Source organism: Bradyrhizobium sp. (genome assembly GCF_004799405.1).
Classification (GTDB): Bacteria; Pseudomonadota; Alphaproteobacteria; order Rhizobiales; family Xanthobacteraceae; genus Bradyrhizobium.
The window spans coordinates 16,868-30,699 of record NZ_SSMW01000084.1; the positions used below are offsets into that span (position 1 = coordinate 16,868).

Here is a 13,832-nt window from a genome sequence, read left to right on the forward strand (position 1 = left end):
TCAGCCGACCGACTGTGCGATTTCCGCCACGATCGCATCCGCCGCGGCCCTGGGATCGGCGGCTTCCAGCACCGGCCGCCCCACCACCAGATAATCCGCGCCGGCCGCGATCGCTTTGGCGGGCGTCATGATGCGCTTCTGGTCGCCGGTCGCAGACCCCGCGGGCCGAATGCCGGGGGTCACCAGATCCATCCGGTGACCGACGATCTTGCGCAAGGCGGCCGCCTCCTCCGGCGAGCAGACCAGGCCATCGACGCCGAGCACCTGCGCCTGCTGGGCGCGGGCTTCGACCAGGTCGGCTACGCCGAGGCGATAACCCGCGGCATGGAGATCGCCGTCGTCGTAGGACGTCAGCACGGTGACCGCGAGGATTTTCAGACCGGAACCCGCGCGGGCCTCGACCGCCGCCTTCATGGTCTGCGGATAGGCGTGCACGGTCAGGAACGTCGCGCCGAGCGAAGCGACGCTCTCGACCCCGCGCGCCACCGTATTGCCGATGTCATGCAGCTTGAGATCGGCGAAAACCTTTTTGCCCATGCTCGCGAGTTGGCGGACCAGCGGCAGTCCTCCGGCGTAAGCGAGCTGGTAGCCGATCTTGTAAAATGTCACGCTGTCGCCGAGCCGCGCGATCATCGCTTCCGCCGGCCCGACGCCGGGCAAATCGAGCGCCACGATCAGGCGATCCCGGGGAGCGATATCGGTCGGCTGCATGCGGCCTCACATCATGTGCTGGGAAACTTCGATCAACTGCCGCACCATGGCATTGAGCGCCTCGATATCGGCAGGCTGTTTCAGCCTGTCCATATCGTCATAGGCCTCGCTTGCAAACGACAGCGCAAGCTGATTCGGAATAACCGTGGCGTGGCAGGCCGACAAAATCAGGCGCAGCGCCGCCAGGCAGCGCGTGCCGCCGAGACGGCCTTCGGAGGCCGCCGCGATCGCGAAGGCGCGGTCGCGAAACACCTGCCCCCGGCTTTCATGCGCATCCTGCACCCGCGTCACCCAGTCGATGGCATTCTTGACCAAGGGCGGCACCGACGAATTATATTCCGGCGTCACGATCAGCACGCCATGATGGGTGCCGATCATGCGCTTGAGATTGACCGCGTTCTTGGGCACGCCGGATTTCGTCTGCAGGTCGCCGTCATAGATCGGCAGCGGAAAATCACCGAGCGAAATGCGGGTGACATCGGCGCCGGCCTGGACAAACTGGTAGGCGGCGGCCGCCGCAAGTCTCGCATTGAGCGAGCCGGTGCGCAGCGAACCGGGGATCACGAGGATTTTCAGCGCGGACATGATCCAAATATCGCGTTCAGGACGAACCCGCCGCGTCGCGGCGCAGCGCCGGTATCAGCGCTTGCGATACACCCAGACACGGGCCGGCGGAAGGTTCATCCAGATCCGCTCGGAGGCTTCTGTGGATACGCCGGGCAGCGACTTCGGAATCGGCGGCGCCACCGAATAGGTGAACTGCACGAACGGCGCGCCCGGCGCGAGCGCAAAGAAGGCCTCGCGGATCAGTTTCAGGCGCGTCAGCATCGGCTTGGTGACCAACGGCAGGCCGGACACCACCGCGGCCGCGGGGACATTCAGCACGTTCCAGAGCGAATCGCGCAGCGTATAGGCGTCGCCCTGCACCACGGTGGCCTGGGGATAGCGATCGCGCAGCAGCGCACAGAAGCCCGGATTGTATTCGACCAGCACCAGGCGCTTTTGATCGACGCCATGCTCGATCAGCGCATTGGTGATCGCGCCGGTACCCGGTCCCAGTTCAACCACCGGGCCTGAGGATTTGATATCGACATATTGCGCCATGGTGCGGGCCAGCACCCGGCCCGAAGGCATCACCGCCCCCATGTGCAGCGGCTTCTCGATCCATGAACGGAGAAAGCGAACCTCATCGTCGAGACGGAGAGGTTTTTTCAACTCACGCACGGACGATTGCAAAGGCATGTCGCTACCAGGCGGGACCGCGGGTCGGCGGTATGTCAGAAAATAGTCATAAAGAGGTATAGGTAGCGGCCGATATGGTCAAGCCGAATGCTCGCTAGGAATTGGCGCGCGTACCGAAGAAGTCCTTGACCTTAGTGAAGAAACCCGCCGCTTCGGGCTGGGTTGCCCCGGACGATAATTTTTCGAACTCGGCCAAAAGCTCCTGCTGCTTCTTGGTCAGGTTCTGCGGTGTTTCGACCACGACCTGGACGTACATGTCTCCGGTCTGACGGGAGCGGAGCACCGGCATGCCCTTTGATGCAATGCGAAACCGCCGGCCGGACTGCGTCCCGGACGGTACTTTCACCTTGGTTTTGCCCTTGTCGATGGTCGGCACCTCGAATTCGCCCCCCAGCGACGCCGTCACCATCGAGATCGGCACGCGGCAGTGCAGGTCGGCGCCATCGCGCTGGAAGAACTGGTGCGTGGCCAGCGAGAGAAAAATATACAGATCGCCCGGCGGCCCGCCGCGAACGCCGGCCTCGCCTTCGCCGGCAAGCCGGATGCGCGTGCCATCTTCCACGCCTTGTGGGATATTGACCGACAATGTCCGATCCCGCGTCACCCGCCCCGAACCGGAGCAGGAGGGACACGGATCCTCGATCATCTGGCCGCGGCCCTGACAGCCGGGGCAGGTTCGCTCCAGCGTGAAGAAGCCCTGCGCCTGCCGCACCCGCCCCTGCCCGCCGCACATCGAGCAGGTCTTCGGCTTGGTGCCGGCCTTGGCGCCGGTGCCCGAACAGGATTCGCACGTCACCGAAACCGGAATCTCGATCTGCGCGGTTTTGCCGAGGTAGGCTTCTTCCAGCGAGATTTCCATGTTGTAGCGAAGATCGGCGCCCCGTTCGCGTCCGCCGCCGCGACCGCGCTGGCCGGCCATGCCGAACAGATCTTCGAAAATATCGGAAAATGACGAGGCAAAGCCGGCGCCGAATCCGGGGCCGCCACCGCCGGCGCCTTGCTCGAACGCCGCATGGCCGAACCGGTCGTAGGCCGCGCGCTTGTTGCCGTCCTTGAGGACTTCGTAGGCTTCGTTGATTTCCTTGAAGCGGATTTCGCTGTCGGCATCGCCCGGATTCTTGTCGGGGTGCCATTTCATCGCCAGTTTGCGGAAAGCCGCCTTGAGCCGGTTGTCATCCGCGTTCCGCTCGACTTCAAGGGTCTCGTAGTAGCAGCGCTTGGTGGACATCCGTTCGAAACTCTCAGCTGTCATGGCCGGCACAGCCGTTCGAAGGACGGCGTTGCTCGCCTATCACCCGGCCATCCATCGTTTTCCCTTGAAGATGGACCCCCGGGTCAAGCCCGGGGGTGACGATCTTGACCATCACGACGAACATCGCACTGATCCGTAACGTAAGAGTTACGCAGACTTCTTGTTGTTCTTGTCGTCGTCGACCTCGGTAAATTCCGCGTCGACCACGTTATCCTTGGCGGCATCCTTGGCCGCATCGCTCTCGGCCTGTTGCTTGTACATGGCCTCGCCGAGCTTCATCGAAGCCTGCGCCAGCGTATTGGTCTTGGCCTTGATCGCCTCGGCATCGTCACCCTTCAGCGCTTCCTTCAGATCGCTGACGGCGTCCTCGATGGCGCGGCGCTCGCTTTCCTCGACCTTCGAACCATGTTCGGCCAGCGCCTTCTCGGTGGAATGCACCAGACTGTCGGCATGGTTCTTGGCGTCGACCGCTTCGCGGCGCTTCTTGTCCTCGGCGGCATTGGCCTCGGCGTCCTTGACCATCTTCTGGATGTCGGCTTCGGACAGGCCGCCGGAGGCCTGAATCCGGATCTGCTGCTCCTTGCCGGTCGCCTTGTCCTTGGCCGAGACGTTGACGATGCCATTGGCGTCGATGTCGAAGGTCACCTCGATTTGCGGCATGCCGCGCGGCGACGGCGGAATGCCCATCAGGTCGAACTGACCGAGCACCTTGTTGTCGGCCGCCATTTCGCGCTCGCCCTGGAATACCCGGATGGTGACGGCGCTCTGGTTGTCCTCGGCGGTCGAGAACACCTGGCTCTTCTTGGTCGGGATCGTGGTGTTGCGATCGATGATGCGCGTGAACACGCCACCCAGCGTCTCGATGCCGAGCGACAGCGGCGTCACGTCGAGCAGCAGCACGTCCTTGACGTCGCCCTGCAGCACGCCGGCCTGGATCGCAGCGCCGATGGCCACGACTTCATCCGGGTTGACGCCCTTGTGCGGCTCCTTGCCGAACAACTGCTTCACCACTTCCTGCACCTTCGGCATGCGGGTCATGCCGCCGACCAGCACCACTTCGCCGATCTCGCCGGCGGTGAGGCCTGCATCCTTCAGCGCCTTGCGGCAGGGCTCGATGGTCTTCTGGACCAGATCGTCGACCAGCGCTTCAAACTTGGCGCGGGTCAGTTTCATCGTCAGATGTTTCGGCCCGGACGCGTCCGCGGTGATGAACGGCAGGTTGATTTCGGTCTGGGTGGTCGAGGACAATTCGATCTTGGCCTTTTCGGCGGCCTCTTTCAGCCGCTGCAAGGCAAGCTTGTCGTTGCGCAGGTTGATGCCCTGCTCTTTCTGGAATTCATCGGCCAGATAGTTGACCAGCCGCATGTCGAAGTCTTCACCGCCGAGGAACGTGTCGCCGTTGGTCGACTTCACCTCGAACACGCCGTCGCCGATCTCGAGAATCGAGACGTCGAAGGTGCCGCCGCCGAGATCGTACACCGCGATGGTGCCGGATTTCGACTTGTCGAGACCGTAGGCCAAGGCGGCCGCGGTCGGCTCGTTGATGATGCGCAGCACTTCAAGGCCGGCGATCTTGCCGGCGTCCTTGGTGGCCTGACGTTGCGCGTCGTTGAAATAAGCGGGAACGGTGATGACGGCCTGATCGACCTTCTGGCCGAGATGGGCTTCCGCGGTCTCTTTCATCTTCTGCAGAATGAAAGCCGAGACCTGCGAGGGCGAGTAGGTCTTGCCGTCGGCTTCGACCCAGGCATCGCCGTTGGACGCCTTGACGATCTTGTAGGGGACGAGCTTCTTGTCCTTTTCAACCATCGGGTCGTCATAGCGGCGGCCGACCAGGCGCTTGACCGCAAAGAACGTCCGCTCGGGATTGGTCACCGCCTGGCGCTTGGCGGGCTGGCCGACGAGGCGCTCGCCGTCGTCACTGAAAGCGACAATCGACGGGGTCGTCCGCATGCCCTCGGCGTTTTCGATGACTTTCGACGTCTTGCCATCCATTACGGCGACGCACGAATTCGTGGTGCCGAGATCGATCCCAATGACCTTTCCCATGGTCCTCATATCCTTCTTTTTGCGGCAGGTTGGCTGGGCCCTGACGGCGCACCAATCCAAACCCCCAAACGATCAAATGCTCGCGATATTGCGACGGTGAGCCTCATATAGGAGGGGGGCACAGGCCTGCAAGGACCGGGACGCAATCTTAGCTTTCGAAACCCGTTGTCCTCGAAAGATAGTGTCCCTTTGCGACCGGCCCGGGCCGCGCGCGGCGCCGCCTTACAGGGCATCGAGGCCAGCTTGAAAACCGGAATTCTAGGCTGCGAAGGTGCCCCGGCCCGGAATGAAATCGCGGGCCGGGCCTGTCGCCGGAGCGTCAAAACCGTTAAAGAGGCGGACTGAAAACGTGGTCCCGCGGTTAAGGAGGCCACAGCGGCCGACCATTGAACGGCCTCAATGCAAACTCAGTAGATTTTCCATGAACCCCATTCGACGGCTGTCCGCGATTACCCTGTTGGTCACGGCCACCTGTCTTGCCCTGGGTGCCGGCTTGCCTCCCGCCCTGGCAGGCGACCCGATTTTCCCGCCGGGCGCCCGGGTCGGGATGACACCCTTGGTTGGCCTTGGGCCGGCCAAAGCATTCCCCGGATTCGAAACCGAGGACCAAAGCGTCAAGGTCGTGGTCGGAGAATTCCCGGCCGAGGCCTATAGCGACGTCGCGAATTCCTTCAAGGCGGCGCCGGCTGCCGACGGCATAAAGCCCGAGAGTGTCGAGACATCGGCCGGCACGGCTTACTACACCATCGAGAGTGTCAAGAACGGCGCCAACACGGTGCGCCGCTATTCGATGATCCTGCCGGGCGGCACGTTCTCCGGCTATGTCGCGGTGCAGGTTCCGGAAAATGCGAGCAAAATCTATACCGACGACGCCGTGCGGCAGATGTTTGCATCGGCCGTGATCCGCAAGCAGGTTCCGGTTGAAGAACAGCTCGACCTGATGCCGTTCAAGATCACCGAATTGAGCGCTTTCGGGAACGTACGCACGCTGGCGCCCGGTGTAGCCATCATTCTCGCCGATGGCGACGAGGTGACCGGCTTTGAAGCGGCGCCCTTCATGGTGATCGGCGTCATAGGATCCGGCCCGACCCAGCCGGAGGATCGCGACAGGTTTGCCCAACAAGTCGCCACCACGATTCCCGGAGTACGTGACGCCCGCATCACGGTGTCCGAACCGATGCGGATCGACGGCGCGCCGGGCTATGAAACCCGTATCGATGCGACCAGCGGCAAGGACAATACCGCCGTCACCGTGGTGCAATGGTTGCGGTTCGGCAATTCGAACTCGCTGCGCATCATTGGCAGCGCCCCGCGCGACCAATGGACAAAAGCGTTCCCGCGCTTCCGCGCCGTGCGCGACGGCATTCAGCCGCGCTGATTCATCAAATCCGGTTGCAGAATCTCAGGCCGCGCTGTTCGGCTCGTTGCCGTTGGCCGGCGATCCGGCCTTCGCGCCACCCTTGGAGACCGCGACCAGTGCCGGCCGCAGCACCCGCTCGCCGATCATGTAGCCGGCCTGCACGACCTGCTTCACCGTGCCCGCCGGCACCGATGGATCGGGGACCTCATACATCGCCTGCTGAAAATTCGGATCGAACTTCTCGCCCGAGGGATCGAACTTCTTGACGCCGTTTTTCTCCAGCGCGTTGAGCAGCGACCGTTCGGTCAGCTCGACGCCTTCGATCAGCGCCTTCAGGCCGGGATCGGCTGCGGCCTTGGCCTCGGCGGGAACCGCATCCAGCGCGCGCTGCAGGTTGTCGGCGATATCGAGAACGTCGCGCGCGAAACCCGTGATGCCGTAGATACGGGCATCGGCGACCTCGCGGCTCGTCCGTTTGCGCAGGTTCTCCATTTCCGCCAGCGTGCGCAGCATCTTGTCGCGCGATTCGGCGGCTTCCTTGGCCAGCGCCTCAGACGATCCCTCTTCCGGATCGTCGGGCATGATGTAGGGCTTGGAAGCCGCGGGCTCGCCGTCCTGCGCCGGGGTGGCCGGATGGTCCTTTTGCCAATTCGGGTTGGTCATCCACGCTGCCTTCTTGAAAACCGTTTGAAATCAATCAGGGAAGTTGCTGGGCGGGATATCGTGCTTTGGACGCCAAAAATCAAGCGTAACCCGACCGGCCCGGGGCGGATCATCCACCCAGCATCCGGCTGACGATCCGCGCCGCGTAATCCACCGTCGGAATCACCCGGGCATAGTTCAGCCGCGTCGGCCCGATCACGCCGAGAACGCCGACAATATGGCCGGAGGCATCGCTGTAGGGCGCGATGATGGTGGATGAGCCGGACAGCGAAAACAGCTTGTTTTCCGATCCGATGAAAATCCGCACGCCGTCGGCGCGCTCCGCCCTTCCCAACAGATCGATCACGCCGCGCTTGGTCTCGAGATCGTCGAACAGCAACCTGACGCGTTCCAGGTCTTCCAGCGCGTGCAGATCTTCCAGCAGGTTGGCATGGCCGCGCACGATCAGCTGACGGTCGTCGGTCTCGCCGCCGGACCAGCTCGCGATCCCGGCGGCGATGACTTTTTGCGTGAGTTGATCGATTTCGGCGCGGTTTTGCGTGAGCGCGGTTTCAAGTTCGAGCCGCGCCTCCGCCAGCGTGCGGCCGCGAATCCGCGCGTTGAGGAAATTGGTGGCTTCGATCAGCGCCGAGGAGGGAACTCCGGGCGGCAGCGTCAGCACGCGGTTCTCGACTTGGCCGTCCTCGCCGACCAGCACCACCAGCGCCCGCTCCGGCTCCAGCCGCACGAACTCGATATGCTTTAATCGCGAATTGGATTTGGCGGTGAGCACCACCGCTGCGGCCCGGGTCAGGCCGGACAGCCGCGTCAGGGCTTCGCCCAAGGCGGCTTCAACCGACTGCGCCATGCCGACGGAGGCAAGCTGGGTCTGGATCGACTGTCGCTCCGGTTCGGTGAGGTCGCCGACCTGCATCAGGGCATCGACGAAAAAACGCAAACCCAGTTCGGTGGGCAGCCGGCCGGCCGAGGTGTGCGGCGCGTAGATCAGGCCGAGCTGCTCGAGATCCGACATCACGTTGCGCACCGAGGCCGGCGACAGCGGCACCGCGATCAGTCGTGAAATGTTGCGGGAGCCGACGGGTTCGCCGGTCGCGAGATAACTCTCAACGATTTGACGAAAAATATCCCGCGAGCGCTCGTTGAGCTGGGCCAAGCCTGCATGCGCAGCAATCAGACCGATCGGATCGTGGTGAGCCAAAGCCAACTCCTTGAACGCCCTAATTTGTCGATCCCGGAGCGCAGTTACAAGCAGGCATTGATGCCCAGGAACGATCAAGAACGATCAGGAACCGTCAATAATGGTTAAAGACCTTGCCGCTGTGCCCTGGCGCACCTAAAAGCACCGCGAGACCGACCCTATTTGTCCTTTTTCATGAATTCCCGGAGGATTTCCCATGCGGCCAAGCCACCGTGCGCCGGATGAACTGCGCGCCGTGTCGCTGGAACGCGGCGTGGTCAAGTATGCCGAGGGTTCCTGCATGGTCAAATTCGGCGACACCCATGTGCTGGTCACGGCCACCCTGGAAGAACGGCTGCCGCCATGGCTCAAGGGGCAGGGCCGCGGCTGGGTGACGGCCGAATACGGCATGCTGCCGCGGGCCACGCTGGAACGCACCCGCCGCGAAGCGTCCGCCGGCAAGCAAACCGGCCGCACCGTCGAAATCCAGCGCCTGATCGGCCGCAGCTTGCGCGCCACGCTCGACCTCGAAGCGCTCGGCGAGCGCCAGATCACCGTCGACTGCGACGTGATCCAGGCCGACGGCGGCACCCGCACCGCCTCGATCACCGGCGCGTGGGTGGCACTGGCCGATTGCATCGGCTGGATGAAGACCCGCAACATGGTCAAGGGCAATGTGCTGCGCGACAACGTCGCTGCGATCTCGTGCGGGATCTATAACGGCACCCCGGTGCTCGATCTCGATTACGCCGAGGATTCGGAAGCCGATACCGACGCCAATTTCGTCATGACCGGCGATGGCCGTATCATCGAGGTGCAGGGCACCGCGGAAAAGACCCCGTTCTCGGAACCCGAGTTCCTGGCGCTGATGGCGCTGGCGCGCAAGGGCGTGGCGCGGCTGGTCGACCTGCAGAAAATGGCCGTGGCGTGATTATTTCGCGAACAGCGCGGCTGGCGTAGTTTCGACGACATGCACCGCCGAATCACAGGCAAGCTCGTGATCGCGACCCACAACCCCGGCAAGCTCGCCGAGATGCGCGAGCTGCTGACGCCGCATGGCGTGGAAGCGGTATCGGCGGGCGAGCTTGGCCTTGGCGAGCCCGACGAGACCGGCAAAACCTTTCACGCCAATGCCAGAATCAAGGCAGTCGCGGCGGCACGGGCCGCGCAATTGCCGGCCTTCGCCGACGATTCGGGCCTCGCGGTCGATGCGCTGGACGGCGCGCCCGGAATTTACTCGGCGCGCTGGGCCGGCAACCCTGCGGATTTCACCGTCGCGATGACCCGGATCGAACGGCTGCTGCAGGAGCGCGGCGCAACGATGCCGGCGCAGCGAAAAGCGCATTTCGTTTCCGCGCTATGCGTCGCCTGGCCCGACGATCATCTTGAGGAAGTCGAAGCCCGCGCCGACGGCACGCTGGTATGGCCGCCGCGCGGCAGCGCCGGCTTCGGTTACGACCCGATGTTCCTGCCCGACGGACACAGCCGGACCTTCGGCGAAATGACCAGCGTCGAGAAGCACGGCCTGCCGCCGCTCGGTCTCGGCCTGTCGCATCGCGCCCGCGCCTTCGTCAAGCTGGCGGAGATTTGCCTGTGAGCCCGGCCGGAAGAAACCCCCGCCCTGAAGCCTTCGGGGTCTACGTGCACTGGCCGTTTTGCCTGTCGAAATGTCCCTATTGCGATTTCAACAGCCATGTCCGGCATGCCGCTGTCGACGAGGAACGATTTTCACGCGCGTTCGCCCGCGAGATCGAGACCACCGCCGCGCGCACCCCGGGACGCGAGGTCTCGTCGATTTTTCTCGGCGGCGGCACGCCGTCCCTGATGCAGCCGCGGACCGTCGGCGCCATCCTGGATGCGATCGGCAAACACTGGCGCGTCGCTCCCGATGCCGAGGTCACGCTGGAAGCCAATCCGACCAGCGTCGAGGCCACGCGCTTTCGCGGCTATCGCGCAGCCGGCGTCAACAGAGTCTCGCTTGGCGTGCAGGCGCTGGATGATGCTTCGCTGAAGGCGCTCGGCCGCCTGCATACCGCGCGCGAGGCGCTCGATGCGGTCGCCATCGCGCGCACCGCCTTCGAGCGTTATTCGTTCGACCTGATTTACGCCCGCCCCGACCAGACGCCGCAGATGTGGGCCGACGAACTGAGGCTCGCGATCGCCGAAGCCGCCGAGCATCTGTCGCTCTATCAGCTCACCATCGAGGAAGGCACGCCGTTCTTCGGACTGCACGCCGCGGGCAAGCTGAAGACGCCGGACGAGGCCGTGGCGCGCGCTCTCTACGACGTCACGCAGGAGGTCTGCGCGCAAGCCGGCTTGCCGTCCTACGAGATTTCCAATCACGCGCGCTCCGGCGCGGAATGCAAACACAACCTGGTGTACTGGCGCGGCGAGGAATATGCCGGCATCGGTCCCGGCGCGCATGGCCGGCTCGATATCGACGGGGTCAGGCATGCGATCGCCACCGAAAAGCGTCCCGAGGCCTGGCTGATGCGGGTCGAGGCCAACGGCCACGGCGTCACTACCGACGATCGCCTCAACAGCGAAGAACGCGCCGATGAATTTTTGCTGATGGGCCTGCGGCTCGCCGAAGGCATCGACCCCGGCCGCTATGCGGCGCTGTCGGGCCGCGCGCTCGATCCGCGCCGCATCGCGATCCTGCGTGACGAAGGCGCTATCGTCGTCGATTCAAGCGGCAGGTTGCGGGTCACGCAAGCCGGATTTCCGGTGCTCGACGCCGTGGTGGCGGATCTGGCGGCGTAGTTATTTTCCCTTTCCCCGCAAGGGCGGGGCGAGGGAGCGCTTCTACGCCCCAAAGCTCTTCGGCGATCCCGCAACCGGCTGACCGCCGCCGGCTGCGACCCGCATCACCGCGAGGCCGCGCTCGTTGGTGCCGTCGGCGCGAAATCGAAACAGGCCGTCGATGCCGGCAAAGCCGGACGAGTTGGTCAACACCTCCGGCGAGAACCGTTGCCCGCCCTGCGTTCTCGACAGTGCCGCAACCAGCGCCACCGCGTCATAGGCCAGTGTCGCGGTTCTAACCGGCTCGCCGCCATACTTGGCGCGGTAGCGGTTCGAGAAACTGCGAAAGCCGGCCGGATCCGGCGCCGCATAAAGCCCGCCCTGCAGGCTGGCGTTCGCGAACACGCGCGGATTGTCCCACAGCCCGGTGCCGAGAAGCTGGATGTTTTTCAGCTTGGCCCCGGCTGCGGTCAACGCGTCCGCCACCGACACCACCGAGTCGCCATCGTCGGCCAGAAACAAGGCGTCGGCCTGGCCGAGCGAATTCGCCACGTTGCGCACCGCGGTGGTGCGGTCGACGCCGTATTTTTCAAACGCGACGACGCGGCCGCTCCTGCGGCTGACCGCCTGCTTGAAGGCTGCTTCCACCACATTGCCATAGGCATTGTCGGGCAACAGTGCTGCGAACGACCGTTTTCCGGTGCTGGCCGCGTATTCGATGATCCGGTAGACGTCGGACTCCGGCAGGAAGCTGAGCAGGTAAACGCCGCGCCCCGCGACGCTGGAATCGGTCGAGAACGCGATGACCGATATGCCCCGCGCGCGCGCCAGTTGCGCCGCTGCCGGAACCGACAGCGCGAACAGCGGCCCCAGGATGATCTCGGCGCCTTCGTCGAGCGCCTGCTGGGTTCCCTGCTGCGCGCCCGGCGGATTGCCGCCATCGTCCTTGATCAGAAGCTGGATGTTGGGATTCTGGAATTCGGCCAGCGCCATCTCGGCGGCGTTCTTCATCGATTGCGCCGCGACGCCGGCATTGCCCGCGGCCGACAGCGGCAGGATCAATCCGACCTTGACCTGCCCGTTGCCGATCGCAACCGGCTGCTGCGCCGGACCGGTAGCCGGTTGCGAACCGCTGAACGGGTTGGAGAACGAGCTCAGGCTTTGCTGCACGCTGGCGCAGGCCCCGAGCAGGGGCGCGCCGAGGATCAGGCCAACCGCCGTCCGCCGGGTCGAGCCGGCACGATCAGACTTCGGATTTCGCGGGCCCACCATCGTGTCTCTTCTCTTCACCGATCCAATCGGCCCGGCCTTTGCGCCTCCGAACGATCAGGAGGGTGGATTCAGGCATATTGTCGGCGAATAGTTAAGCAAAACAAAAGGATTATGGCGCTGCGGCCCACCGGCCGGTTGCGGAACCCGGCTCCCTCGCGGTTTCGGGCGAAGCCGATATCCCGGCGCGGCATTGTGGCATAAGCGCCCCGTCATGCTCTAGATTGGCACTATGCGCGCAAAAGCGGCTTCCACAAATACCACTGAAGGACTGAGCGGAACCTCCGACCGCACATTTTCGATTGCCGGCCACACGCTGACCGCGGCGAAGGTGGCATCGGGTCTTTATCTGGTCGCAACCCCGATCGGTAATCTCGGCGACATCACCCTGCGCGCGCTGGAAACGCTGGCCGGCGTCGACATCATTGCCTGCGAAGATACCCGCATCACCCGAAGGCTGACCGAGCGCTATGCGATATCGGCACTCTTAAGGCCCTATCACGAGCACAACGCCGCGGTGGCGCGCCCAAAGATCCTGCAGCGGCTGGCGCAGGGCGCCTCGATCGCGTTGGTCTCGGATGCCGGCACACCGTTGATCTCCGATCCCGGCTTCAAGCTGGTGCGCGAGGCCTGCGCGGCGGGACATCGGGTGGTGGCGTTGCCGGGGCCCTCCTCGGTGCTGGCGGCACTCGCGGTGGCCGCATTGCCGACCGACCGGTTTTTCTTCGAAGGATTCCTGCCCGCGAAGGAGACCGCGCGCCGGGCGCGGCTCGCCGAACTGGCGCGCATCGATGCGACGCTGGTGATGTTCGAATCCGGCAACCGCGTGCAGGAGACCTTGCGCGATCTCGCCGGCGTCATGGGCGGGCGCGACGGCGCGATCTGCCGCGAGATGACCAAGATGCATGAAGACATTCGCCGCGCGCCGGTTTCCGAACTGGCGCTGGCGGCCGGCACGCTGGAGACACGCGGCGAGTTTGTGCTGGTGATCGGCCCGCCGCCGGCGGGCGCCAACGTGATGGCCGGAGACGCGCTCGACGATCTCCTGCGCACCTCGCTCAAGCGCGACAGCGTCAAGGATGCGGTGGCGCATGCGGTCGAACTGTCGGGACGGCCGCGCCGCGAGATTTATGCCCGCGCGCTGGAGCTGGTTCAGGCGACAAGGCCGGAAGGCGACGATGACAAAGAGTGACGCCAAACCGGCCGCACCGGCGCGCATTGCCGCGTTTCGCGCCGGCCTCTCCGCCGAAGCCCGCGCCGCCGCGTTCCTGATGGCCAAGGGCTATCGCATCCTGGCCAAGCGGTTTCGCACGCCCTATGGCGAGATCGACCTTGTGGCGCGGCGGCGAAACCTGCTGGCGTTTGTC

The 13,832-nt window shown here is 64.4% G+C and carries 15 protein-coding genes; 6 read left to right on the plus strand and 9 right to left on the minus strand.

The features are described from left to right. The 6 genes from pyrF to dnaK all read right to left on the minus strand — a co-directional run bounded on the left by pyrF (position 1) and on the right by dnaK (position 5,254). Positions 1-711 (minus strand): orotidine-5'-phosphate decarboxylase, encoded by a 711-nt coding sequence (gene pyrF / locus E7813_RS13645; protein WP_291574743.1) that lies wholly within the window; start codon positions 709-711, stop codon positions 1-3. Positions 712-717: 6 nt separating this feature from the next. Further along, complete coding sequence (locus tag E7813_RS13650; protein ID WP_291574745.1) at positions 718-1,296, minus strand: NAD(P)H-dependent oxidoreductase; 579 nt, start codon at positions 1,294-1,296, stop codon at positions 718-720. Positions 1,297-1,350: 54 nt separating this feature from the next. After that, on the minus strand, positions 1,351-1,953 hold the full coding sequence (locus E7813_RS13655; RefSeq protein ID WP_291574747.1) for an rRNA adenine N-6-methyltransferase family protein: 603 nt from the start codon (positions 1,951-1,953) through the stop codon (positions 1,351-1,353). A gap of 94 nt (positions 1,954-2,047) precedes the next feature. Continuing rightward, positions 2,048-3,181, minus strand: coding sequence for a molecular chaperone DnaJ (gene dnaJ / locus E7813_RS13660; protein ID WP_291574777.1), 1,134 nt, complete (start codon positions 3,179-3,181; stop codon positions 2,048-2,050). A 13-nt stretch (positions 3,182-3,194) separates the two neighbouring features. Beyond that, positions 3,195-3,329, minus strand: coding sequence for a hypothetical protein (locus E7813_RS13665; RefSeq protein ID WP_291574749.1), 135 nt, complete (start codon positions 3,327-3,329; stop codon positions 3,195-3,197). Positions 3,330-3,352: 23 nt separating this feature from the next. Then, the gene (gene dnaK, locus E7813_RS13670; protein WP_291574751.1) at positions 3,353-5,254 is read right to left on the minus strand and encodes a molecular chaperone DnaK; all 1,902 of its coding nucleotides are present in this window, start codon (positions 5,252-5,254) and stop codon (positions 3,353-3,355) included. A 421-nt stretch (positions 5,255-5,675) separates the two neighbouring features. Here dnaK and E7813_RS13675 point away from each other — a divergent pair, with 421 nt between their 5' ends. Next, the gene (locus E7813_RS13675) at positions 5,676-6,632 is read left to right on the plus strand and encodes a hypothetical protein (protein ID WP_291574753.1); all 957 of its coding nucleotides are present in this window, start codon (positions 5,676-5,678) and stop codon (positions 6,630-6,632) included. 24 nt (positions 6,633-6,656) lie between these two features. Here E7813_RS13675 and grpE read toward each other — a convergent pair whose 3' ends face one another. Together grpE and hrcA are read right to left on the minus strand one after the other, a co-directional pair. Further along, positions 6,657-7,277 carry a nucleotide exchange factor GrpE gene (gene grpE / locus E7813_RS13680; RefSeq protein ID WP_291574755.1) on the minus strand — a complete coding sequence of 207 codons (621 nt, stop codon included), beginning with the start codon at positions 7,275-7,277 and terminating at the stop codon, positions 6,657-6,659. 109 nt (positions 7,278-7,386) lie between these two features. Continuing rightward, the gene (hrcA, locus tag E7813_RS13685; protein WP_291574758.1) at positions 7,387-8,475 is read right to left on the minus strand and encodes a heat-inducible transcriptional repressor HrcA; all 1,089 of its coding nucleotides are present in this window, start codon (positions 8,473-8,475) and stop codon (positions 7,387-7,389) included. 196 nt (positions 8,476-8,671) lie between these two features. Here hrcA and rph point away from each other — a divergent pair, with 196 nt between their 5' ends. From rph to hemW, 3 genes are read left to right on the plus strand one after another with little or no spacing between them, the layout of a single operon-like run. Then, the gene (gene rph, locus E7813_RS13690; protein ID WP_291574761.1) at positions 8,672-9,385 is read left to right on the plus strand and encodes a ribonuclease PH; all 714 of its coding nucleotides are present in this window, start codon (positions 8,672-8,674) and stop codon (positions 9,383-9,385) included. Between the two features lie 39 nt (positions 9,386-9,424). After that, the gene (gene rdgB, locus E7813_RS13695) at positions 9,425-10,051 is read left to right on the plus strand and encodes an RdgB/HAM1 family non-canonical purine NTP pyrophosphatase (protein WP_291574764.1); all 627 of its coding nucleotides are present in this window, start codon (positions 9,425-9,427) and stop codon (positions 10,049-10,051) included. Further along, positions 10,048-11,217, plus strand: a complete 1,170-nt coding sequence (gene hemW, locus E7813_RS13700) for a radical SAM family heme chaperone HemW (protein WP_291574766.1) — start codon at positions 10,048-10,050, stop codon at positions 11,215-11,217. The genes rdgB and hemW overlap by 4 nt, the downstream gene beginning before the upstream one ends. 42 nt (positions 11,218-11,259) lie before the next feature. Here the strand turns inward: hemW and E7813_RS13705 are convergent, their stop codons facing one another. Next, positions 11,260-12,468, minus strand: coding sequence for a penicillin-binding protein activator (locus E7813_RS13705; RefSeq protein ID WP_291574768.1), 1,209 nt, complete (start codon positions 12,466-12,468; stop codon positions 11,260-11,262). Positions 12,469-12,697: 229 nt separating this feature from the next. On the opposite strand from E7813_RS13705, the gene rsmI reads away from it, so the two are divergent. Together rsmI and E7813_RS13715 are read left to right on the plus strand one after the other, a co-directional pair. Beyond that, positions 12,698-13,657 carry a 16S rRNA (cytidine(1402)-2'-O)-methyltransferase gene (gene rsmI / locus E7813_RS13710; RefSeq protein WP_291574770.1) on the plus strand — a complete coding sequence of 320 codons (960 nt, stop codon included), beginning with the start codon at positions 12,698-12,700 and terminating at the stop codon, positions 13,655-13,657. Further along, positions 13,644-13,832 (plus strand): YraN family protein (locus E7813_RS13715; RefSeq protein WP_291574772.1); only part of this gene is annotated, 189 nt, incomplete at its 3' end. The genes rsmI and E7813_RS13715, both read left to right, overlap by 14 nt.

Excerpts from the sequence above, each read along its gene's own strand:
- pyrF (WP_291574743.1), bottom strand. The coding sequence starts at position 711 with ATGCAGCCGACCGATATCGCTCCCCGGGATCGCCTGATCGTGGCGCTC.
- E7813_RS13650 (WP_291574745.1), bottom strand. The coding sequence starts at position 1,296 with ATGTCCGCGCTGAAAATCCTCGTGATCCCCGGTTCGCTGCGCACCGGC.
- E7813_RS13655 (WP_291574747.1), bottom strand. The coding sequence starts at position 1,953 with ATGCCTTTGCAATCGTCCGTGCGTGAGTTGAAAAAACCTCTCCGTCTC.
- dnaJ (WP_291574777.1), bottom strand. The coding sequence starts at position 3,181 with ATGTCCACCAAGCGCTGCTACTACGAGACCCTTGAAGTCGAGCGGAAC.
- E7813_RS13665 (WP_291574749.1), bottom strand. The coding sequence starts at position 3,329 with ATGTTCGTCGTGATGGTCAAGATCGTCACCCCCGGGCTTGACCCGGGG.
- dnaK (WP_291574751.1), bottom strand. The coding sequence starts at position 5,254 with ATGGGAAAGGTCATTGGGATCGATCTCGGCACCACGAATTCGTGCGTC.
- E7813_RS13675 (WP_291574753.1), top strand. The coding sequence starts at position 5,676 with ATGAACCCCATTCGACGGCTGTCCGCGATTACCCTGTTGGTCACGGCC.
- grpE (WP_291574755.1), bottom strand. The coding sequence starts at position 7,277 with ATGACCAACCCGAATTGGCAAAAGGACCATCCGGCCACCCCGGCGCAG.
- rph (WP_291574761.1), top strand. The coding sequence starts at position 8,672 with ATGCGGCCAAGCCACCGTGCGCCGGATGAACTGCGCGCCGTGTCGCTG.
- rdgB (WP_291574764.1), top strand. The coding sequence starts at position 9,425 with ATGCACCGCCGAATCACAGGCAAGCTCGTGATCGCGACCCACAACCCC.
- E7813_RS13705 (WP_291574768.1), bottom strand. The coding sequence starts at position 12,468 with ATGGTGGGCCCGCGAAATCCGAAGTCTGATCGTGCCGGCTCGACCCGG.
- rsmI (WP_291574770.1), top strand. The coding sequence starts at position 12,698 with ATGCGCGCAAAAGCGGCTTCCACAAATACCACTGAAGGACTGAGCGGA.